The organism is Mesorhizobium sp. M0563, from assembly GCF_040321065.1.
GTDB lineage: Bacteria > Pseudomonadota > Alphaproteobacteria > Rhizobiales > Rhizobiaceae > Mesorhizobium.
Genome location: NZ_JAMYQV010000006.1, coordinates 24219 through 43955 on the forward strand (window position 1 = coordinate 24219; position 19737 = coordinate 43955).

A 19737-nucleotide genomic window follows, 5' to 3' on the forward strand; every position below is an offset into this window, starting at 1 on the left:
AAGCCGCCAGGCGGTCCGCAACAAATCATCAACGCCGCGCCCGCCGGCGTAAGAAACCGCGCGTCGGCTGTTTTCGACAGCAATAAAATTCCGCGCCATCCGATGCCGTCGAAAAATGCGTCAGAGACCTTTCGAACAGTCGGGCTTAGGTTCGTTCGGCAACTTGCCGTCCGGGTGGCCGGCAAGGTCCGGATTGGGCGTATAAAGCTGATCGATGACCAGCGGCCGGTCGGGCAGGACGGACTGGTCCTCCGTCGACATCAGAGTGGTGTCGATCTTCTGGAGGATCGTGCCGTCAGCGTCCTTGATGCTGATCGCGATCGCGTAAGGCTTGTCCTTGACGACGCATTGAAGCGCCGGACTCTCCAGCGTCACCTTGTCGAGCTTCGGCCAGATTTTCTGCTCGACTGCCAGCGGCTCGCCGCCGGCCGGGTTTTGGAAGCTGGCGACCGCGACCTGCCCCTCCCCCATCGGCCGCAACGGCCGCAGCGTAACGAGGTAGGTCGCCCTGGCGAGGCGATAGTTGAACACGAATATCTTGCCTGAAATCTCGAACAATTTGCCATCGCCGTTGTCGTCCGTGCCCGTCTCGCGACAGGCGCCGAGCGCTGCAGCCACAATCAGCGCAACCCCGACAACGATCGAGCGCGAAAACAGCCTAGCCATTCTGGACCTCGCCATTGTGGACCTCGTTCGCCGCCGTCCGGCGGCGATAGTGACGGTTTGCCTTCTGGCGGTTGCCGCATACCGCCATGTCGCACCAAAGGCGGCTGGAATTGCGGCTTCGGTCGACAAACAGCCAGCTGCAGTTGGGACAAATCCTCAGCCTGGCGATGGTGTCGCCGCGCAGCAGCGACAGCGCCGAGACCGCCAATGCCGCCTCAAAGGCGATCGGCGTCGCCGGGTCGCCGAACGGTTTTCCAAGCGTCCCGATTTCGGTGCGGCCATGGGCGAGGCCGTCGGCGCAGGCTTCCAGGAATTCAGGCATGTCGGCGGTGGCGATCGCACCTTTCGACACCGCGCGGCGAAACAGCCGATCGGTGGTTTCGCGGATCGACAGTACCACCGGCGCGATCTTGTCCGGCGACGGGGCCTCCAGCCGCCTGCCGCCGAGCTCGGCGGCGCGAAAGCCGCTGGCGGCTTCGGCAAAGCGGGCAATCTCGGCGGGATCGTCGAAACGGTCGAAGGTCTTCTCCGGATGGTGCCGCAGCACAACGGTGTTCGCCGTGTCGAGCGCAAGCATGCCGCCGGTGAAGCGGTGCGGAGTCCAGGATACCGTCATGCGATGAAATCTAACCGATAAATCGCATTTGACAAGTTAGATTCCGAGTGCAACGCTCTTCACGGCTGCGAGCGCCGCGGCTTGTAGCACTTTGATTTTGTGCATGATCCCAGCGAAAGTCGATTTCCGATTATTCGGAGCCATGCACCGAGGATTTTGCATGCTCTATTTCTTCCAGCAGGTTCTGAACGGGCTGCATTCGGGCGCGCTCTACGCACTGCTTGCCTTCGGCTATGTGCTGACTAACGGCATCCTGCACCGCACCAATCTTGCCTATGGCGCGCTGTTCGCCTTTTGCGGGCAAACGATGATCCTCACCGCGGCATTCGGCTATCAGGCACTGTGGCTGACGCTGCTTGCATCGGTCGCGCTCGGCATAGTTGCGGCGTTTCTCTACGCGGCGCTGATCAGCCACGTTCTGTCACGAAGCATCTTCGAACCCTTGGCCGACCGCTCGCCCAATGCGATCGTGGTGACAACGCTCGGTATATTGCTGGTCTTGTCGGAAGCCAGCCGCATCGCCGCCAACACCCACGATCTGTGGTTGCCACCGATGCTGGCCCAGACCATCGTCTTCGCGCAGAGTGCCAGCTTCAAGGCGACGTTGACGCTGATCCAGTTGCTCGATTGCGCTGCCGTGCTGGCGGCCATTGCGCTGGCTGCGTGGGGCTTCACACATTCGAGCTTCGGCCGCAGTTGGCGCGCCGTTTCCGACGATCCCAAGGCTGCTGCGATGTGCGGTGTCGATGTCCGCGCGGTGTTTCGGCGTGCGGTGCTTTTCGGCGGCCTTTGCGCTGCGCTGGCCGGCGTGCTCGCCGGCTTCTACTACGGCAACATCAGCTTCGGCACCGGCCTGGTCTACGGGTTGAAGATCCTGTTCGTGACGGCAGTAGGCGGCTATCTTTCGCCGCTGCGGGCGGCACTGGGCGCCGCCGCTTTCGGCATGGCCGAATCGCTATGGGCCGGCTATTTCCCGCTCGAATGGCGCGATGCCTGGATGTACCTGTTCCTCGTCGCCATGCTTGTGCTGATCGGCGCCGGCCGCGACCAACAGAAGATCGCCTGAGCCGCACCCGACTTTGGTTGGTGAAAGAGCCGCATGTCCTTGGACATGCAAAGGACGCGGCAGCTTTTTTGCCGGTCGTCACCTCACAACTGTGTTTATGCGGGCAGGCCCGTGTTGACCCGCCGAACCACGCACTGCATACCGTTGGTCCACAGCGGCGCAACGGACAGGGAACCGCCGCGCTCTGACACAAGGGAGGAATGCATGGCAGGGCTTCTCGCTCTTTCCAGAACCATTGACCGTTTGAACGAATTCATCGGCAAATGGGTATCGTGGCTGATCCTGCTCGCAATTCTGGTAAGCGCCGCTAACGCCGTCATCCGCAAGCTGTTCGACATGTCCTCGAACGCCTGGCTGGAATTGCAGTGGTATCTGTTCGGCGCCGCCTTCATGCTGGCCGCCGCCTGCACGCTGAAGCAGAACGACCATATCCGCATCGACATCGTCTACGGCATGTTCTCGCGCCGCGTGCAGCACTGGATCGACCTTTTCGGTCACGTCTTCTTCCTGATGCCGTTCGTGACATTGATGGTGGTCTATTTCGTTCCCTATGTGTCGCTGTCGTATCGCAGCGGCGAGATGTCGAACAATTCCGGCGGGCTGATCATCTGGCCGGCGAAGGCGATCCTGCTGGTCGGCTTTTTCCTGCTTGCGCTGCAGGGCATTTCCGAAATCATCAAGAAAATCGCCATCATGCGCGGTCATATGGACGATCCCACTCCGTTCATATCGGTGCATGAGCAAGCCGAGCTAGAAGCAAAGGCGCTCGTCGAAGAGGTGCGCTCGTGATCGAGTTCATCGCCCAGAACATGGCGCCGATCATGTTCGCCTCGCTGATCTTCTTCCTGCTGATCGGCTATCCCGTCGCCTTCTCGCTTGCCGCCAACGGCCTGATGTTCTTCTTCATCGGCGTGCTGCTGTCGCCCTATTCGGGCGGCTCGATCAACCTTGCATGGCCGTTGCTGCACGCGTTGCCGGACAATTTCTACGGCAGCCGGGTGATGTCGAACGACACGCTGCTGGCGATCCCGTTCTTCACCTTCATGGGCATCGTGCTCGAACGATCCGGCATGGCCGAAGACCTGCTCGACACGATCGGCCAGTTGTTCGGACCGGTCCGTGGTGGCCTGGCCTATGCCGTGATTTTCGTCGGCGCGCTGCTGGCCGCGACGACCGGCGTGGTGGCGGCTTCCGTCATTGCCATGGGGCTGATTTCGCTGCCGATCATGCTGCGCTACGGCTACGACCGGCGGCTGGCATCCGGCGTCATCGCAGCATCGGGCACGCTCGCCCAGATCATCCCGCCGTCACTGGTGCTGATCGTGCTGGCCGACCAGCTCGGCCGCTCGGTCGGCGATATGTACAAGGGGGCGCTGATCCCCGGGCTCATTTTGACCGGCATCTACATGCTCTACATCCTGCTCATGTCGATCGTCCGGCCGAAGTCGATGCCGGCACTGCCGCTGGAGGCCCGCACGCTCGGCCACGGTGTGCTGTCGCTGCTGGCGGCGCTGCTGGCGGCGGCGGTGGTTTCCTATGCCGCGTATCGCTACCTCGCGCCAAACCATGGCGGCAATGCCGATATCCTCGGCGCCACCATCGGCGTGATCTTCATCTATGTCGTGGCGATCATCGACCAGCGCCTGAAGATCAACCTGATGTCGAGGTTGGCACAGCAGGTGATCATCGTGCTGATCCCGCCGCTGGCGCTGATCTTCCTGGTGCTGGGTACCATTTTCCTCGGCATCGCCACGCCGACGGAAGGCGGCGCCATGGGCGCCGTCGGCGCGCTGGCGATGGCGGCGATGAAGGGGCGGCTGTCGCTCGACGTGGTCAAGCAGGCGCTGGCCTCAACGACGCGGCTGTCGTCCTTCGTGCTGTTCATCCTGATCGGCGCGCGGGTGTTCTCGCTGACCTTCTACGGCGTCAATGGCCACATCTGGGTCGAGCACCTGTTGACGTCGCTGCCGGGCGGTGAAGTCGGTTTCCTGATTGGCGTCAACATCCTCGTCTTCGTGCTCGCCTTCTTCCTCGATTTCTTCGAGCTCGCCTTCATCATCGTGCCGCTTTTGGCGCCGGCGGCCGACAAGCTCGGCATCGACCTGATCTGGTTCGGCGTGCTGCTCGGGGTTAACATGCAGACCAGCTTCATGCATCCACCGTTCGGCTTCGCGCTGTTTTATCTGCGCTCGGTCGCCGCACGCGTGCCCTATCTCGACCGGCTCACCGGCAAACAGATCGCGCCCGTCACCACCGGGCAGATCTATTGGGGCGCAGTGCCGTTCGTCTGTATCCAGGTGATCATGATCGGCCTGACCATCGCCTTCCCGCAGATGGTGATGCACTACAAAGGCGCCGTCGTCGATCCAGCGACGATCGACATCAAGGTGCCGGAGATGCCCAGCCTGTCGCCGCTCGGCACGCCGCCGGCCGGTGGCAGCACGGCACCCGCTGCGCCCGGCGCGCAGGACCTGTCGCAGCCGCCAAGCTTCGACGAAAAGCCGCCCGCGAAACCGGCGGCACCGGCAACCGATCTGTCGCAACCACCGAGTTTCAATTGACGAAGGCCCGGCAGCCATGAAGGCGGTGCGACTGGAGCGAGTGGGCGGCCTCGCCGTGTGCGAGGTCGAGAAACCGACTGCCGGACCGGACGAGCTGCTGGTGCGGATCGAGGCGTGCGGCGTCTGCGGCACCGACCGGCATCTTTTCCATGGCGAATTCCCGTGCACGCCGCCGGTGACTCTCGGCCATGAATTCTCCGGCATCGTCGAGGCGATCGGACCTGCCGTATCCGGCTTTGCCGTCGGCGACCGCGTCACCGGCGATCCCAACATCGCCTGCGGCCGGTGCGCGCATTGCCAGGCCGGCCGGGTCAACCTCTGCGGCAATCTGCGTGCCATCGGCATCCATCGCGATGGCGGCTTTGCCGAATATCTTGCCCTGCCGCAGAAACAGGCTTTCGTCCTGCCAGGCGATCTGACGCCGACGCATGGTGCGTTCTGCGAGCCGCTCGGCTGCTGCCTGCATGGCGTGGACCTTGCCGCGATCAGACCAGGTTCGTCGGTTGCCGTGCTCGGCGGCGGCGTGATCGGCCTGCTCACCGTTCAACTGGCAAAGCTCGCCGGTGCGACGACCATCATCCTGTCGACGCGCCAGGCCTCGCGGCGCGCCCTTGCCGAGGAACTTGGCGCAACGGCGACGGTCGATCCCAGCGCTTCCGACATCACCGACGCGATCGTCGGCCGGTCGGGTTTGATGCCGGGCGGCGTCGACGTGGTGTTCGAATGCGCCGGCGTGAAAGACACCGTCGAGCAAGCGATGCGGCTGGCCAAGGCGGGCGGCACAATTGTCGTCGTCGGCGTCATGCCGCAAGGCATGAAAGCGGCGTTCGAACCGTTCGACCTGCTGTTCCGCGAGTTGAAGGTCCTGGGCTCCTTCCTCAATCCCTTTACCCATCGCCGGGCCGCCGATCTCATCGCCTCGGGTGCGATCGAGGTAGACCGGCTGATATCCCGACAAGTCGACCTCGACGAGGCGGTGGCGATCATTGCCAACCCGTCGGCACCAGGTGAGGTCAAGGTCCTGGTAGTGCCTCAGGGCTGATCGATCGGGCCAGTTGCCACCGGCGGGGCGACCGGTTACAGAAACTACGCCGAAAAAGACATTGCCGGTTCGGTAGTCCGGCTCTTCCCGTCCTGAGCACGATGCTCGGGGAAGCCTGTTCGCCACATTACTTGTGGGAGAACCCGCGGCCGGCAAGCGAGGCGAAACTCGCGAGCCGGTCGGGTCACGTCCGGATTTTCGGATGTAGCGGTCCCGCCGGTTTGCGCTCTTCGGTCGAAGCCTGTCCGCATTCAACCCGTGGCAGGAGACGCATCATGAAACTGAACCACATAAATCTCGTCACCACCGAAGTTGCCGGCCTTGCCCGCTTCTTCACCAGCCATTTCGGCTTTGAATTTGTCGCCGTGCGCGGCAAGGACGCCTTCGCGGTTCTGCGTGGCATCGATGGCTTCATCCTCAATCTGATGAAGCCGGGGAAAGGCGAGCCCGCCAGCTATCCGGACGGCTTTCACGTTGGCTTCTTCGTCGGCAAGCCGGAGTTTGTGCATGCAAAGCGAGCCGGGCTTGCCGATGCCGGCCTGCAACCGGGCGAGGTCCAGCAGCTAATGCGCGGCCGCATCCAGTCGACGACGTTCTATTGCCATGCGCCGGGTGGAGTACTGGTCGAAGTCAGTGCGTCCGAAGGCTGACAGGGAAGGACCGCGGGGCGTGGCTCGCGGTCCTTTGACGAGATCCATCAAACGCCTGGAGCGGAATGCATTCAAACCAAACGGGACATCCGCTTTGTTTTAGCCCTTTTCTGCGACGCCGAGTGGAGCCACTCGGCGTCGCAGAATATTCTAGAGCTTGCCGTTGCGCTGCTGGACCATCATGAAGGTGTCGTAATTGTACTCGGCCACCTGCGCCCAGAGATAATGCTCCTTGCGGAACGCCTTGATCGAGTCCCAGATCTTCTTGAACGGCGCGTTCGAGGCTTCCATCTCGGCATAGACTTCGTTGGCCTTTTCGAAACAGGCGGCCATGATCTCCTGGCTGAACGGGCTCAACTTGGCGCCGCCGGCAACCAGCCGCTTCACCGCCGCCGGGTTGAGGTAGTCGTATTTCTGCAGCATGTTGGCGTCGGCCGCTTGGGCGGCAGTGTGCACCAGCGACTTGTAAGCCGGCGAAAGTTCGTCGTATTTCGCCTTGTTGAACATCAGATGGACGGTCGGTCCACCTTCCCACCAGCCGGGATAGTAGTAATAGGGCGCAACCTTGTAGAAGCCGAGCTTCTCGTCGTCGTAGGGGCCAACCCATTCGGCGGCGTCGATCGTGCCTTTTTCCAGCGCCGGATAAATGTCGCCACCGGCGATCTGCTGCGGAACTACGCCGAGCCTTTGCACCACTTTGCCGGCAAAACCACCGATACGCATCTTGAGGCCGGAAAGGTCGGCGACCGTTTTGATCTCCTTGCGGAACCAGCCGCCCATCTGCACGCCGGTATTGCCGCCCGGCAGCCCGAACAGACCCTGCGTCGCCAGGAACTCGTTGAACAGATCGATGCCGCCGCCATGATAGTGCCAGGCGTTTATGCCGCGCGCGTTGAGCGAAAACGGAACCGCCGCCCCCAGCGCCCAAGTCGGGTCCTTGCCCCAGTAATAGTATGCCACCGTATGGCAGGCCTCGACGGTGCCGGCAGTGGTGGCGTCGGCGGCCTGCAGGCCGGGAACGAGTTCGCCGGCGGCGAAGACCTGGACCTGGAAGTTGCCGTCGGTCGCCTCCGACAGCATCTTGGAAAACACTTCGGCGCCACCATAGATCGTATCGAGCGACTTCGGGAAGGACGACGCCAGCCGCCAGGTCACTTTCGGGTTGGACTGGGCGATGGCCGGCGCAGCAAGTGTCGCGGCAGCGGCCGCGGCGCCGAAACCGGTGGTGCCGGCCTTGCGGATGAACGAACGACGATCCATGAAGTTCCTCCCTTTTGGATCAACTGACCGACATTCGGGACGCTTCGGGGCCCGGATCGGCTTCGAGCCCGACAATACACAGGCAAGGAGTCGAGTCCAGCGTGGCAGCCCGGTTTGAGTGGCGCATTTCGGGGAAATTCACGGCGTTGGGGCAGATCTTGCAACTATAGTCTAAGGTCGATTAACTGGCCTACGCGACACGCCGAAACTTGCCATGGAAATGCGCCTTCGGATCGCCTATTTTGCAGGCAGATAATTCGTTGCACCCCATGGGATCCGGACCAAATGCACCAGCCGCTCGTCGCCATATCGACCGACGTCCGCCAGTTCGACAATTACATCTGGCATGCCGCGCCACAGCAATATCTTGAAGCGGCGCTTTCGGGTGCAGGCGTGTTCCCGCTGCTGGTACCGTCCTTCGGCGACCGGCTCGACTTCGATGAACTGCTTTCCGCCGTCGACGGCGTCATGGTCACCGGTTCGAAGTCCAACGTTCATCCCTCGCTCTATGGCGGTGACGCCAGCGAAGCCAATGGTCCTTACGACTCCGCCCGCGACGCGACGACGTTGCCACTGATCCGCCGGGCGGTGGAGCGCGGGGTACCGCTGCTCGCCATCTGCCGCGGAATCCAGGAGATGAATGTGGCACTGGGCGGCACGCTGGCGACCGAAATCCAGGAACGCGTCGGTTCGCTCGACCATCGTGCGCCGGCAAGCGACAATCAGGACGAACGCTTCGCCATCCGCCAGAGCGTGTCGATAAAACCCGGCAGCTGCCTGGCCGGGGTCTTCGGCGCCGGCGACATCCTGGTCAATTCGGTGCATCGCCAGGCCATCGATCGGCTTGGCCCGAAGCTGCAGGTCGAAGCGGTCGCCGCCGACGGCACTGTCGAGGCGGTTTCGGTCAAGGACGCCCGCGCCTTCGCTGTTGGCGTGCAGTGGCATCCAGAGTACTGGGTCGAATCTGACAACATCTCGGCAAAGATTTTCCGCGCCTTCGGCGACGCTGTACGTCTGCATCAGGCGGCGAAATCGGGCGCGCGCGCAGCGGCAGAATAGCGCTCGTCAGTTGCCGGCCGACGCCAGCGATAGCAGCGGCAGCGCCGGCGCGTAGGATTCGTAACCGTCGCCATCGGCGACTGAGAACATGACGATTGGATCGGTGCCGTTGGCGCTGAATGTGACCGTGCCGTCATTCTGCTCTCGCCAGAACTTCGCCTGCTCGACACCGGGCAACACCCGGCGGCAATTCGCGGCGACCGTCAACAGCGACAAGCCTTGCGAAATCTCGGCGCCACGGCTGACCGCACAAGACGCCTCGTCACCATGGGCTACCAGCCGGTAGTTGCCGGATGAAGGTGGTGACTCACTGGCTGCACGGCTTTCACCGCTACCGGCATAAAACAGCTGGACGCTGCCGAACAGCACAGCAACCGCCATCAATGCAGGAAGCGTTTTCATCCTGTTTCTCCGCGCATTTCAAGCGCGCCGCGTTCGAAGAGATCAGGAGGCGCGCTTCATCTTGCTGTCATGTGCTGTCAGGCGGACAGACACTAGGAAGGGACCAGAATGATTCCGAAGGGTTAAGCTGAAGTTAATAGATATGGCAGCCCGCTTACGGCCTTGCCTTGACATTTGCCGTCTCCGGCACCGGCGTCAGTGCCTTGCGCTGCGAAAACCACGAGACCAGATTGTCGACGCATAGGTCCGCCATGGCGCGGCGGGTGTGCTGCGAGGCGGAGCCGACATGTGGCAAAAGCGAGGTGTTGGGCGCGGCAAGCAACGCCGCTGGCACATTCGGCTCGTCGGCAAAGACGTCTAGCCCGGCAGCGGCGATGCTGCCGCTGGCAAGTGCGGCGGCAAGGGCTGGCTCGTCGACCGTGCTGCCCCGGCCGATATTGACGAAGACGCCGTTCGGCCCAAGAGCCGAGAGGATTTCGGCATTGACTGCCCTTTCCGTCGCGGCCCCGCCGGGCGCCACCGAGATCAGTGTGTCGACCGCCTCGGCGAGACCTTTCAGCGTCGGGTGATAGTCATAGGACAGGCCTTCGACGCGGCGCCGGTTGTGGTAGGCGATGGGCAGCCCGAAAGCGTCGAGCCGGCGGGCAATGGCGAGGCCGATGCGGCCCATGCCAAAGATACCGACATGGCGCCCGCGCAGGGTCAGCCGGCTCAGCGGATAGTTGCCTTTGCGCAGCCAACTTCCGTCGCGCAGCCAGGCCTCGGCGCGCGGCAGTTCGCGGATGGTGTTGATCAGCAAGCCGAGCGCCGTATCGGCGACCTCTTCGGTCAGCACATCCGGGGTGTTGGTGACCATGATGCCGCGCTGTACGGCGTGGCGGACATCGACAGAATCATAGCCGACGCCGAAATTGGCGATGATCTCGAGCTTTGGCAGCGCGTCCATCAACGCGGCGCTTATGCCGCCGAAGGCGGCTATGCCGCGCACCGTACGGCGCATGTCGTCGGTGACCAGCGACGGATCGGCGCCTTCGATCCGGACGCGGCTGAACGCCCCGTCGATGCGGCCGACCGCATGGTCGTTGAACTGGCCCGGCACCAGAATGGCGACAGCTTGCTGTTCGGTTTTTGTCATGCACGTTCCACCGGTTTGCCGGTCGACTGGCGCACATGCAGTTCCGGCTTGATCAGTTCCTGCGACGGCCGCACCGTCTGTCCGTTGAGTTTGTCGAGCAGCGCGCTGGCGGCGCGGCGGCCAACCTCGCGCTGGCCGTTCCAGACCGTGGTCAGTGCCGGCGTCGCGATCGCCGCTTCCTCGAGGTCGTCATAGCCGGTAACGGAGATGTCGATGCCCGGCACCAGCCCCGCGCGCGCAATGCCGTTCATCAGGCCGATGGCGACGAGGTCGTTCCAGCAGCAGGCCGCGGTAGGCCTGTCTTTCAGCGCCAAGAACTGCCCGGCAGCCTCGAAGCCGGCCTGCTTGGTGCGCGGGCCGGCGATACGCCATGACGGCCTGACCTCGAGCCCTGCCGCCTCCATGGCGTTGACATATCCCTGATAACGGTCGCGGCCGGTCGACGTCTGGTCGGTACCGCCGATCATGGCGATGCGCTTGTGGCCAAGCGAGATCAGATGATTGGTAGCAAGCCCGGTGCCATAGGCATCGTCGCCGCGAAACACCGGCACGTCGGCACCTTCGACGGTGCGTGCAATCAGCACTGCCGGGAGACCGTTCTCCTCGGCCATGATTATGTCTTCGGGCGGCGTGCCGATGGCTGGCGACATGATGACGCCGTCAGCGCCGAGCTGCAGAAGCGTGTCGATGAAGGTGCGCTGTTTCTCGAGTTGGTCGTAGTGGTTCGACAGGATGAAGGTCTGCCGGCTGCGGTCGAGTTCGCTCTCGATCGAACGCAGTATCTCGGCAAAGAACGGGTTCATGATGTCGTGGACGACGACGCCGACAATGCCCGAGCGTGAGGTGCGAAGGCTGGCGGCGCGGCGGTTGTAGATATAGCCGATGGCGCGTGCATGTTCCTTGATACGGTCGCGGGTGCCGCCGGCGACCAGCGGGCTGTCGCGCAAGGCCAGCGAGACCGTGGCCGTGGACACGCCGAGCGCATCCGCGATGGTCGAAAGCTTGATCTTCTGTGCCAGCGCCCTGCGCTCCCGAAGCAATTTAAACTGTTTAAAGGCCGGCTCTTATGCCATCGATCCCGAGCAAATCAAAGTTTTTTTGCCAGCGCTTCCGCCTCCGCGTCCAGCGTCGCGCGGTTGTGCAAGCGAAGCCGGTGCTCGCGGTGGACGATGTAGAGGCCGCTGGCGACGATGACGGTGGCACCGACCAGCGTCCAGCGGTCGGGAAACTGGTTGAAGACGATCAGGCCGGAGATGATCATCCAGATCATCTGCGAATAGGGATAGGGAGCCAGGGCCGTGGTGGTGGCAAGGCGATAGGCCTGCACAAGAAGCCAATGGCCGATGGCGCCGAAGACGCCAAGCATCAGCAATATGAACCAGTGCCAGCCATCCTGCGGCAGCGAAAGCGAAAACGGCAGTGTCGGCAGCAGCAGCACGGCCGGCGCCAGCGCCGAAAACAGGATGAGACTTTCCGAGGTTTCCGTCGCCGACATACGGCGCGTCATGATGACGTAGAAACTGTTCGATAGCATCGAGCCGAGCGCAAAGAGATGGCCGACGCCAAAAACCCCGATGCCCGGCCGGGTGATGATGAGGACGCCGACAAAGCCGCTCATGATCGCCAGCCAGCGCCGCCAGCCGGCCCATTCGCCGAGCAACGGACCGGCAAGCGCGGTGATCACCATCGGGCCGAAGAAGTAGATCGAGGTGGTTTCCGCCAGCTGCAGCGTCCGCAGCGCCAGAATGTTGAACATGGTCGATCCGAACAGGAGCAGACCGCGCGTGAGATGCGCCGGCAGGTTGGCGGGACGAAAACGCAACGGCTCACGCCATCCGCGCAGAAAGACGCCGACAAGCAGGACATGGACCGCGAAGCGGGTCCAGGCGACGATCAGCGCCGAGACGCCAGCCAGCACAAGGTACTTGCTGCTGGTGTCGAGGAAGGTGAAAAACACATAGACGGAAAGCATGCACAGGATCGCCGCCGGCGACGTCGCGCTTTCGTCTTGTCTTGGGGGAGCATTCAATTTCAGGCCGGACGGGAAGCAAGGCAGTCCCTCACCAATGCGGGAATTGTCGCCAGCGGGCAAGCCAAAAGAGGCTGGCACACCGACAGGCGACGACAGGCTCAGTTTTGTTCCTGGTGGCCGGAGAGTCAGGTGTGCATGCGGGCACCCTTGGTGATCTTGTCGACGAGCTTCTTTTCGGCGCGAAGCGCGATGCCGACCACCTTGGCATCCTCCGGCGCAAATTCGGCAAAGACGGCACGGTTGGCCAGATCGTACCCAGTCGAAAACATTTCCTCGACATAGAGCGAAACCCTCACACCACGCTCCAGCGCCCGCCGCTGGATCGTTCCGAGCGCCTGGCCGTCTGCCGAAAGCACGATGACCGGCTGGATCGATAGCGGGTTGTAGATATTGCCGGCGCGGTCACGGTAGGGCTCGCCGATGAGCTCGGGAAACTGCGCGACGATGCCGCTGGTCAGAAAGGCGGTGACGTTGAGCTTCTGCCAGACGGGAAGATCGTCCCTGAGCACGATTGCAAATTTCGTATCGAACATGCGACAGTTTCCAATCCGAAAGGGGGCCAATCCGAGGCTGCGAGTGAAGCGATGCCGCACGGTCTAGACGGGGAAGCCTTTCAGGGTCTTGGACGTTTGTGCGTGGATGCAGCCGAGAACTGCATCGTATCGGCACCCGGTACTGCCGGCATGGAACGCATCGAGGCCCGGTTCCACGGCAACGCCTTCGATCTCCATCGCCACGACACCTATGCAATCGGGGTGACGCTTTATGGCGTACAGAGCTTCCGCTATCGCGGCGCGACGCATCAGAGCCTGCCTGGCCAGATCATTATCCTTCATCCCGACGAAATGCACGATGGCGGCGCCGGCACAGAAGACGGCTTGCGATACAGAATGCTGTATTTGGAGCCGTCCCTGATGCTCGATTGTCTCGGCGGCGGATCACTGCCATTCGTCGGGAATGCCGTGGTGACAGACCGCGATCTCCGCGCGACGCTGCTTTCGGCGCTCGGGCCGCTGAATCAGGAACTGGACGAGCTGTTTGTCGTCGATTTCATGACGCAGCTTATGCAAAGCCTGGCCCGGCACGCCGGTCGGCCGGGGAAACCGGTTGCGAAAACTGCGTGGCGCGCCGCCAGCCTAGCGCGCGACTATCTGGAGAAAAATGTCGCGCGGATTGTACGTTCGGATGAATTGGAGGCGATCACCGGATTGGACCGTTATGCCCTGTCGCGGCATTTCCGCGCCACCTTCTCGACCAGCCCGCACCGGTTCTTGTTGATGCGCCGGCTTCAGCGAGCCCGTCGGATGATCGAAGCCGACGAGCCGCTGGCGCAAATCGCCATCGCAGCCGGCTTCAGTGACCAAAGCCATTTCAATCGGCATTTCAAGAAGGCGTTCGGCGTCACACCCGGACGCTGGTCGGCACTGACGCGCCGGCCGTCAGCGGCGAACGCGTGACCTATTCAAGGATCTTGTCCTCGATATCCAGTTCGTCATCGGGGAGCACCATTTCGCCGTTCGAAAGATTCGCTTCGACACGGGCAAGCAGCTTGAACAGCGATTTCTGATCCTTCTTGTCGAGACCCTTCAATGCCTGCTTTTCGGTCTTCTTCACCGATTTCTCGATGGCGTGGATAATTTCGCGGCCGGTGTCGGTGAGGAAAATATGCGCCTGGCGGGCATCGGCGGAGGAGGCCCGCTTTTCCAGAAAACCCTGCGCCTGCAGCCGGTTGATGGTCTTGGTGATGGTCGGCGGACGCACGCCGAGGCGGCCGGCAAGATTGCCGGGCGTCTGCCCGTCCTCGCGGTCGAGCGCCAGCATGATCTGGTCCTGACCGGCATAGAAGCCATGCGCCAGAAGCCGGGCGGCGAGCGCCGTGCGCGCCAGCCGCGCCGCCGAATGCAGCCGGCTCATTGTTGCAGTCTTGTCCGCCTTGGCCATGCTCATCCCTCCTCGGCCGAACCGGTGCGGACAGCATAGAAGCAGGCCGCCGATTGGCAATGACGATCGAAAACATTCCGGCTCGGAAAATAGCTTTGCCGGCAAGCATCGCGGTGTTCGCCGTGGCTAATGCCAGATGTTTATTTCAGTTAGATGACAAACGACTTTCCGCGACGGCTGGATGGCGACGTGACGAGGTGTCCTCAACCGGCCCTCACCGCGACCACCATCAAGGCCTGATAGGCGTCCGCCATTTCCCGCAGCGCTGCCTGCGACGGCGGCCCGGCCTGCCGCGCAATGCCGTCCCGCATGTTCGATGTATCGCGTTTGCCGGGGCGATCGTTATAGGGCGCGACGGTGGCGAATATCTGCTCGCTCAAGCTGTCGGGGAAGAACATCTGGCCGGTCATTGCCGAGCGGTCGTCGGGGAAGATCTTGAAATGGATGTGGGTGGTGCGGCCGCGATACCAGCCGGGATAGATGGTGGCGAAAGAAGCGATGCCGCTTCCATCGCTTCTCTGCCAGCCGCGCAGAAAGCTCTGGCCGGACGTGTCGATATCCTGCCCGTCGCCCTGTCCGGGATAGCCGGAATAGGCGCCCTGGGCGTCGCAATGCCAGATATCGACGCGTGCGCCGGGAAGCGGCCGGCAGGCGGCGTCGACGATTTGCAGCCGCACATTGAGGGCGACGCCCTTCTTGCCCTCGGTGATATCGGCGCGTTCGAGCTTCGGGTCGAAATAGAACGGTCCTTCGGTGACCTCGGGCGTCATGGTGCAGACGCCGGCACCGGCTTCGAACAAAGCAAGCCCGGCATAGGGCGAGACCTGCCCGGCCCTTGCGCCGGCGGGCAGGAATATGCCGCCCGTGGTGACCGCTACAAGACCGAGAGCCTGCCGCCGGCTTAATGGCAAGGACTTGTCGGACATCTGGCGCCTCCTCAGTGCGAACAACCCCTCGCCCTATCTAGGCCCCACCGCCAGCCCGCGCCAATGAACGTTCGGCAATGTGAGGAAAGTTCGGCAATACCGGCCTCTTTGGCCCATCGGTTTGCCTCGTGCAAAAGCCGAGCACACATCCTATATGGAGCCGACAATCCCTATTCGAGGCACAATATGAGCGACGCACAGACGCAGATCCCCGTTACCGTCCTTACCGGCTATCTCGGCGCCGGCAAGACGACACTGCTCAACCGCATCCTTTCGGAAAACCATGGCAAGCGCTACGCCGTCATCGTCAATGAGTTCGGCGAGATCGGCATCGACAACGAGTTGATCGTGGAATCCGACGAGGAAATCTACGAGATGAACAATGGCTGCATCTGCTGCACCGTGCGCGGCGACCTGATCCGCGTCGTCGAAGGTCTGATGCGCAGGCCCGGCCGCTTCGACGCCATCGTCGTCGAGACCACAGGCCTCGCCGATCCCGTGCCGGTAGCGCAAACCTTCTTCATGGACGACGATGTGCGTTCCAAGACCAGGCTCGATGCGGTGGTGGCGCTGGTCGACGCCAAGCACCTGCCGCTGCGCCTCAAGGATTCCCGCGAGGCCGAGGACCAGATCGCCTTTGCCGATGTCGTCGTGCTCAACAAGACCGACCTGGTCACCCCCGAAGAGCTGAGCAAGGTGGAGGCGACGATCCGCGCCATCAACCCGGCGGCACGCATCCATCGCACCACACGCGCCGGCGTGGCGCTGTCCGAGGTGCTCGATCGCGGTGCGTTCGACCTGTCCCGGGCGCTGGAGAACGATCCGCACTTCCTCGAGGCGCATGACGATCACGACCATCATGATCATGATCACCATGATCACGAGGGCCATGATCATCACGATCATGACGGGCATGACCATCATCACGCGCACCCTTCCGACATCCATGATGTGACGGTGCAGTCGGTGTCGCTGCGCGGCGGCGAGATGGACCCGAAAAAGTTCTTCCCGTGGATCGAGAAGGTCACCCAAATGGAAGGCCCGAACATCCTGCGGCTGAAAGGTATCATCGCGCTGAAAGGCGATGACGAGCGCTATGTCATCCAGGGCGTGCACATGATCATCGAAGGCGACCACCAACGCGCCTGGAAGGACGGCGAGAAGCACGAGAGCCGGCTGGTGTTCATCGGCCGCGAACTCGACGCCGAGCGGCTGAAGACAAGCTTCCAGGCCTGCCACGCCGCTTGATTTAGCTGCCCTTTCCCCCTTCTCCCCTTGTGGGAGAAGGGGCGCCCGCAACGCTGGCGCTCTCTCCTCACGACGATCCGAAGCACGGGTTGAGACCCGCAGCTCAACCCCTTAAGGGTGGGGCAGCAGAAATCTCGAACGGAATGGTCTCTCATGCCGACAGTCGCCCCGCTCGATCTCGAAGGCCACTGCCTCGCCGCCGTGTTCCTTGGCGACGTGCCGCATTTCGCGCTGGCCGACGGCACAATCCATCGGCTCGACCATGGCCACAAGACGGTGCAGGCCAATGACGGGCTGCTCGCCGCCCTTCACGATGGCGCAAACGACCGGCTGATCACCGGCGGTGAGGACGGCAAGATCTTTGCCGTGACCGCAGGCGGCAATACTGCGGAATTGGCGACCGCAGGCAAAAAATGGATCACCAGCGTCGCCGCCGGGCCGCAAGGCGCTGTTGCGTATGCTTCGGGCAAAATTGCCTATGTGCGTTTTGCTGACGGCAAGACCAGGGAATTCTCGCATCCGCGCTCGGTCGAGGGGCTGGCCTTCTCGCCCAAGGGCATGCGCTTCGGCGTTGCCCGCTACAATGGCGCGACGCTGCATTTCCCGGCCGCCGACGGCAAGCCGGTCGAGCTCGAATGGGCCGGCGCCCACACCGGCATCACGTTTTCGCCGGACGGCGGCTTCGTCGTCACCACAATGCAGGAAAACGCGCTGCATGGCTGGAAACTCGCCGACGGCAAGCACATGCGGATGTCCGGCTATCCCGGCAAGGTCAAAAGCCTGTCGTGGAGCGCCAAGGGCAAATGGCTGGCGAGTTCGGGCGCTCCGGCGGCGATCGTCTGGCCGTTTTCGGGCAAGGATGGGCCGATGGGCAAGGCGCCGCTGGAACTCGGCACGCGCGGCAATGCGATGGTCACCTCCGTCGCCTGCCATCCGAGCCAAGATGTAGTGGCGATAGGGTATGATGACGGCATGGTGATGGCGGTGCGCTTCGCCGACGCCAGGGAAGTGCTGTTGCGCCGGCCAGGCAAGGGCGCCATCACATCGATGATGTGGGACAAGGAAGAGCGCCGCGTCGCGTTCGGCAGCGCCGCCGGCGATTGCGGCGTCATCGACATTTCCGCCTAGCCCGTTAGTCGGCTCCGCAAGATACTTTGCCGGTCAATTCAGCCGGCTTGCCATCCTTTTCGGCATCGTCCGTTACATCATAGATTGAGAGCAAATAGCGGCCGTCATAGACGCCTTCGTCGCTGGCCTTGGTCAGGATCGCCAGTTCGACATAGTCGTAGGCGTTTTCGACCTGCCGTTCGCGATAGACGAGCAGCCGCAATTCCTTGTTGTCGAGCCAATATTGCGTGAGGTTCTGATCCTCGAACACAGTCTTGCGCAGACTGTCGCCGACTGGCCTGCCCAGAATTTCGAGCTCGCCGCGAAAATTGAAGGTCGGCCCGCCCATGCCTCTGGTGACCCCGGCATCGACCTCAAATTTGACGGCTGCATCCTCGGCGGAACACCAGATGCCGCCGGATGCCAAAGCCGCACCAACCGACGACAGCAGCGTTGCCGCGCAGATGATCGCCCGCACCATCGTGTCCCCTCCAGCCGAAGTGCCATTGGCGCCCGAAGGCGGCTCGCGGTCAAGCGCCTGTTCCATTCAAATGACCGCTGACCCAACACAGGGCAGCCGCCCGCCAATTGCGGTGGCGGATGCCGATTGTCTAAAGTGCGGCGGAGAGGGCCGCCATGAACGTCATCGACCATTCAAAGACCTCCATCGGCGGCATCGGCCCGGCCCGGATTGCCGAGTTGCGCGAGACCGAGGCAGAAGCCTTCCGCCAGGCGCGGCCGAAATCGATGGCGAAAATCGGCAATGGCCTGCCCGGCTTCTTCGGCGGCGTGCCGATGCACTGGATGAACGACTGGCCGACGCCGTTCCCGATCCTCGTTGATAAGGCCAAAGGCACCGCCATCAGAGATATCGACGGCAACCGGCTCGACGATTTCTGCCTCGGCGACACCGGCTCGATGTTCGGTCATTCGCCGCCGCCGGTCGCCCGCGCCATCCGCCGGCAGGCCGGACGCGGTCTGACCTACATGCTGCCTGCCGAGGACGCGCTCGCCATCGGCCCGCTGCTGCAACAGCGCTTCGGTCTGCCGTTGTGGCAGATCGCGACGACGGCAACCGACGCCAACCGCTTCGCGCTGCGGGTTGCCCGTGCCGTTACCGGCCGGGAGAAGATCCTGGTCTTCAACGGCTGCTATCATGGCTCGGTCGACGAGACGATGGTCCGGCTGGTCGACGGCAAAGCGGTGAACCGACCGGGACTGGCCGGCGAATTCCGCGACCTGACGCGGGCAACTGATATCGTCGAGTTCAACGATCTGCCGGCGCTTGAGGCCGCACTTCAGGGCAACGATGTCGCCTGCGTCATCGCCGAGCCGGTGCTGACCAATTCCTGCATGGTGCTGCCCGAAGCCGGCTTTCATGACGGCTTGCGGCGTCTCACCCGTGCGACCGGCACGCTGCTTCTAATCGACGAGACGCATACGATCTCGACCGGTCCCGGCGGCTATACAAGCAAATACGGGCTGGAGCCGGACCTGTTCGTGCTCGGCAAGCCGATTGCCGGCGGCATACCGGCGAGTGTGTGGGGCATGAGCGAAGGCGTTGCGGCGCGCTATGCCGCTTATATCAGCCGGAAAGAGCCCGGCTATTCCGGCATGGGGACAACGCTGTCGGCCAATCCGCTGCAATTCGCGGCGATGCGTGCCACGCTCGAAGACGTCATGACCGACGAGAACTACAGCCATATGGACCATCTGGCGCGGCGGCTCGACGCCGGGCTGACTGCCGTTATCGATCGCTATCGCCTGCCCTGGCATGTTGCTCGGGTCGGCGCCCGCGTCGAGTTCATCTGCGCGCCAGGCCCGCTGAGGAATGGCGGCGAAGCCGAGAGGGCGCATGCGCCGGAGCTCGAAGCGGCGATGCATGTCGCGCTGGTCAATCGCGGCGTGCTGATCGCACCGTTCCACAATATGATGCTGATCTCGCCGGCAACTCGCGCCGCCCAGGTGAACCGGCTGATCACCGCCTTCGGCGCGGTTGCGGCAAAGCTTACGGCATGAGACAAGC

21 protein-coding genes are annotated in these 19737 nt (G+C 62.9%); 10 read left to right on the forward strand and 11 right to left on the reverse strand.

Annotation, left to right across the window (positions count from 1 at the left end):
• Nucleotides 1–120 precede the first annotated feature (120 nt).
• Together NKI50_RS10300 and NKI50_RS10305 are read right to left on the reverse strand one after the other, a co-directional pair.
• Nucleotides 121–666 (reverse strand): hypothetical protein, encoded by a 546-nt coding sequence (locus tag NKI50_RS10300; RefSeq protein ID WP_023718048.1) that lies wholly within the window; start codon nt 664–666, stop codon nt 121–123.
• Entirely contained in the window at nt 659–1282 is a 624-nt protein-coding gene (locus tag NKI50_RS10305) for a CGNR zinc finger domain-containing protein (protein ID WP_023718049.1), read from the reverse strand. Before NKI50_RS10305 ends, NKI50_RS10300 begins: the two co-directional genes overlap by 8 nt.
• Nucleotides 1283–1442: 160 nt before the next feature.
• Here NKI50_RS10305 and NKI50_RS10310 point away from each other — a divergent pair, with 160 nt between their 5' ends.
• The 5 genes from NKI50_RS10310 (at nt 1443) to NKI50_RS10330 (ending at nt 6601) form a co-directional block, all read left to right on the forward strand.
• Nucleotides 1443–2348, forward strand: a complete 906-nt coding sequence (locus tag NKI50_RS10310; RefSeq protein WP_023718050.1) for a branched-chain amino acid ABC transporter permease — start codon at nt 1443–1445, stop codon at nt 2346–2348.
• 204 nt (nt 2349–2552) lie between these two features.
• On the forward strand, nt 2553–3137 hold the full coding sequence (locus tag NKI50_RS10315) for a TRAP transporter small permease subunit (protein WP_352716440.1): 585 nt from the start codon (nt 2553–2555) through the stop codon (nt 3135–3137).
• Nucleotides 3137–4909 carry a TRAP transporter large permease gene (locus NKI50_RS10320; RefSeq protein WP_352716567.1) on the forward strand — a complete coding sequence of 591 codons (1773 nt, stop codon included), beginning with the start codon at nt 3137–3139 and terminating at the stop codon, nt 4907–4909. Before NKI50_RS10315 ends, NKI50_RS10320 begins: the two co-directional genes overlap by 1 nt.
• 16 nt (nt 4910–4925) lie before the next feature.
• Nucleotides 4926–5951: a zinc-dependent alcohol dehydrogenase family protein gene (locus NKI50_RS10325; protein WP_023718053.1), complete on the forward strand. Its 1026-nt coding sequence runs from the start codon at nt 4926–4928 to the stop codon at nt 5949–5951.
• A 275-nt stretch (nt 5952–6226) separates the two neighbouring features.
• Nucleotides 6227–6601 (forward strand): VOC family protein, encoded by a 375-nt coding sequence (locus NKI50_RS10330; protein WP_352484380.1) that lies wholly within the window; start codon nt 6227–6229, stop codon nt 6599–6601.
• Nucleotides 6602–6751: 150 nt separating this feature from the next.
• Here NKI50_RS10330 and NKI50_RS10335 read toward each other — a convergent pair whose 3' ends face one another.
• Nucleotides 6752–7861, reverse strand: a complete 1110-nt coding sequence (locus NKI50_RS10335; protein ID WP_023718055.1) for a TRAP transporter substrate-binding protein — start codon at nt 7859–7861, stop codon at nt 6752–6754.
• A 285-nt stretch (nt 7862–8146) separates the two neighbouring features.
• Between NKI50_RS10335 and NKI50_RS10340 the strand changes: the two genes are divergently transcribed.
• Entirely contained in the window at nt 8147–8920 is a 774-nt protein-coding gene (locus tag NKI50_RS10340) for a gamma-glutamyl-gamma-aminobutyrate hydrolase family protein (protein WP_352484379.1), read from the forward strand.
• 6 nt (nt 8921–8926) lie between these two features.
• On the opposite strand, the gene NKI50_RS10345 is transcribed toward NKI50_RS10340, so the two are convergent.
• The 5 genes from NKI50_RS10345 to NKI50_RS10365 form a co-directional block, all read right to left on the reverse strand.
• On the reverse strand, nt 8927–9322 hold the full coding sequence (locus NKI50_RS10345; RefSeq protein ID WP_352484378.1) for a hypothetical protein: 396 nt from the start codon (nt 9320–9322) through the stop codon (nt 8927–8929).
• 154 nt (nt 9323–9476) lie between these two features.
• The gene (locus tag NKI50_RS10350; protein ID WP_023718057.1) at nt 9477–10457 is read right to left on the reverse strand and encodes a 2-hydroxyacid dehydrogenase; all 981 of its coding nucleotides are present in this window, start codon (nt 10455–10457) and stop codon (nt 9477–9479) included.
• Nucleotides 10454–11476 (reverse strand): LacI family DNA-binding transcriptional regulator, encoded by a 1023-nt coding sequence (locus tag NKI50_RS10355; RefSeq protein WP_023676245.1) that lies wholly within the window; start codon nt 11474–11476, stop codon nt 10454–10456. Before NKI50_RS10355 ends, NKI50_RS10350 begins: the two co-directional genes overlap by 4 nt.
• A gap of 68 nt (nt 11477–11544) precedes the next feature.
• Complete coding sequence (locus NKI50_RS10360) at nt 11545–12429, reverse strand: DMT family transporter (RefSeq protein WP_352484377.1); 885 nt, start codon at nt 12427–12429, stop codon at nt 11545–11547.
• Nucleotides 12430–12614: 185 nt separating this feature from the next.
• Nucleotides 12615–13022, reverse strand: coding sequence for a DUF2000 family protein (locus NKI50_RS10365; RefSeq protein WP_352640551.1), 408 nt, complete (start codon nt 13020–13022; stop codon nt 12615–12617).
• 51 nt (nt 13023–13073) lie between these two features.
• Here NKI50_RS10365 and NKI50_RS10370 point away from each other — a divergent pair, with 51 nt between their 5' ends.
• Nucleotides 13074–13946 (forward strand): AraC family transcriptional regulator, encoded by an 873-nt coding sequence (locus NKI50_RS10370; protein ID WP_352716442.1) that lies wholly within the window; start codon nt 13074–13076, stop codon nt 13944–13946.
• 1 nt (nt 13947) lies between these two features.
• Here NKI50_RS10370 and NKI50_RS10375 read toward each other — a convergent pair whose 3' ends face one another.
• Together NKI50_RS10375 and NKI50_RS10380 are read right to left on the reverse strand one after the other, a co-directional pair.
• Nucleotides 13948–14430 (reverse strand): MarR family winged helix-turn-helix transcriptional regulator, encoded by a 483-nt coding sequence (locus NKI50_RS10375; protein WP_023718061.1) that lies wholly within the window; start codon nt 14428–14430, stop codon nt 13948–13950.
• 203 nt (nt 14431–14633) lie between these two features.
• Nucleotides 14634–15356, reverse strand: coding sequence for an intradiol ring-cleavage dioxygenase (locus NKI50_RS10380; protein ID WP_352716444.1), 723 nt, complete (start codon nt 15354–15356; stop codon nt 14634–14636).
• A 186-nt stretch (nt 15357–15542) separates the two neighbouring features.
• Here NKI50_RS10380 and NKI50_RS10385 point away from each other — a divergent pair, with 186 nt between their 5' ends.
• Both NKI50_RS10385 and NKI50_RS10390 read left to right on the forward strand, forming a co-directional pair.
• Nucleotides 15543–16604 (forward strand): CobW family GTP-binding protein, encoded by a 1062-nt coding sequence (locus NKI50_RS10385; RefSeq protein WP_023718063.1) that lies wholly within the window; start codon nt 15543–15545, stop codon nt 16602–16604.
• Between the two features lie 153 nt (nt 16605–16757).
• A complete protein-coding gene (locus NKI50_RS10390; protein WP_352495212.1) occupies nt 16758–17732 on the forward strand; it encodes a WD40 repeat domain-containing protein in 975 nt (324 codons plus the stop codon).
• Between the two features lie 4 nt (nt 17733–17736).
• Here NKI50_RS10390 and NKI50_RS10395 read toward each other — a convergent pair whose 3' ends face one another.
• Nucleotides 17737–18258, reverse strand: a complete 522-nt coding sequence (locus tag NKI50_RS10395; protein WP_348633211.1) for a hypothetical protein — start codon at nt 18256–18258, stop codon at nt 17737–17739.
• Nucleotides 18259–18347: 89 nt separating this feature from the next.
• Between NKI50_RS10395 and NKI50_RS10400 the strand changes: the two genes are divergently transcribed.
• Nucleotides 18348–19730, forward strand: coding sequence for an aspartate aminotransferase family protein (locus NKI50_RS10400; protein ID WP_023718066.1), 1383 nt, complete (start codon nt 18348–18350; stop codon nt 19728–19730).
• Nucleotides 19731–19737: the final 7 nt, after the last annotated feature.

What these genes read in the sequence shown, in the direction of transcription:
- NKI50_RS10325 (WP_023718053.1), top strand. Translation starts at nt 4,926, where the DNA reads ATGAAGGCGGTGCGACTGGAGCGAGTGGGCGGCCTCGCCGTGTGCGAG.
- NKI50_RS10400 (WP_023718066.1), top strand. Translation starts at nt 18,348, where the DNA reads ATGAACGTCATCGACCATTCAAAGACCTCCATCGGCGGCATCGGCCCG.
- NKI50_RS10330 (WP_352484380.1), top strand. Translation starts at nt 6,227, where the DNA reads ATGAAACTGAACCACATAAATCTCGTCACCACCGAAGTTGCCGGCCTT.
- NKI50_RS10340 (WP_352484379.1), top strand. Translation starts at nt 8,147, where the DNA reads ATGCACCAGCCGCTCGTCGCCATATCGACCGACGTCCGCCAGTTCGAC.
- NKI50_RS10375 (WP_023718061.1), bottom strand. Translation starts at nt 14,430, where the DNA reads ATGGCCAAGGCGGACAAGACTGCAACAATGAGCCGGCTGCATTCGGCG.
- NKI50_RS10315 (WP_352716440.1), top strand. Translation starts at nt 2,553, where the DNA reads ATGGCAGGGCTTCTCGCTCTTTCCAGAACCATTGACCGTTTGAACGAA.
- NKI50_RS10385 (WP_023718063.1), top strand. Translation starts at nt 15,543, where the DNA reads ATGAGCGACGCACAGACGCAGATCCCCGTTACCGTCCTTACCGGCTAT.
- NKI50_RS10300 (WP_023718048.1), bottom strand. Translation starts at nt 666, where the DNA reads ATGGCTAGGCTGTTTTCGCGCTCGATCGTTGTCGGGGTTGCGCTGATT.
- NKI50_RS10370 (WP_352716442.1), top strand. Translation starts at nt 13,074, where the DNA reads ATGCCGCACGGTCTAGACGGGGAAGCCTTTCAGGGTCTTGGACGTTTG.
- NKI50_RS10335 (WP_023718055.1), bottom strand. Translation starts at nt 7,861, where the DNA reads ATGGATCGTCGTTCGTTCATCCGCAAGGCCGGCACCACCGGTTTCGGC.
- NKI50_RS10380 (WP_352716444.1), bottom strand. Translation starts at nt 15,356, where the DNA reads ATGTCCGACAAGTCCTTGCCATTAAGCCGGCGGCAGGCTCTCGGTCTT.
- NKI50_RS10395 (WP_348633211.1), bottom strand. Translation starts at nt 18,258, where the DNA reads ATGGAACAGGCGCTTGACCGCGAGCCGCCTTCGGGCGCCAATGGCACT.
- NKI50_RS10305 (WP_023718049.1), bottom strand. Translation starts at nt 1,282, where the DNA reads ATGACGGTATCCTGGACTCCGCACCGCTTCACCGGCGGCATGCTTGCG.
- NKI50_RS10360 (WP_352484377.1), bottom strand. Translation starts at nt 12,429, where the DNA reads ATGCTTTCCGTCTATGTGTTTTTCACCTTCCTCGACACCAGCAGCAAG.
- NKI50_RS10345 (WP_352484378.1), bottom strand. Translation starts at nt 9,322, where the DNA reads ATGAAAACGCTTCCTGCATTGATGGCGGTTGCTGTGCTGTTCGGCAGC.
- NKI50_RS10390 (WP_352495212.1), top strand. Translation starts at nt 16,758, where the DNA reads ATGCCGACAGTCGCCCCGCTCGATCTCGAAGGCCACTGCCTCGCCGCC.
- NKI50_RS10350 (WP_023718057.1), bottom strand. Translation starts at nt 10,457, where the DNA reads ATGACAAAAACCGAACAGCAAGCTGTCGCCATTCTGGTGCCGGGCCAG.
- NKI50_RS10310 (WP_023718050.1), top strand. Translation starts at nt 1,443, where the DNA reads ATGCTCTATTTCTTCCAGCAGGTTCTGAACGGGCTGCATTCGGGCGCG.
- NKI50_RS10365 (WP_352640551.1), bottom strand. Translation starts at nt 13,022, where the DNA reads ATGTTCGATACGAAATTTGCAATCGTGCTCAGGGACGATCTTCCCGTC.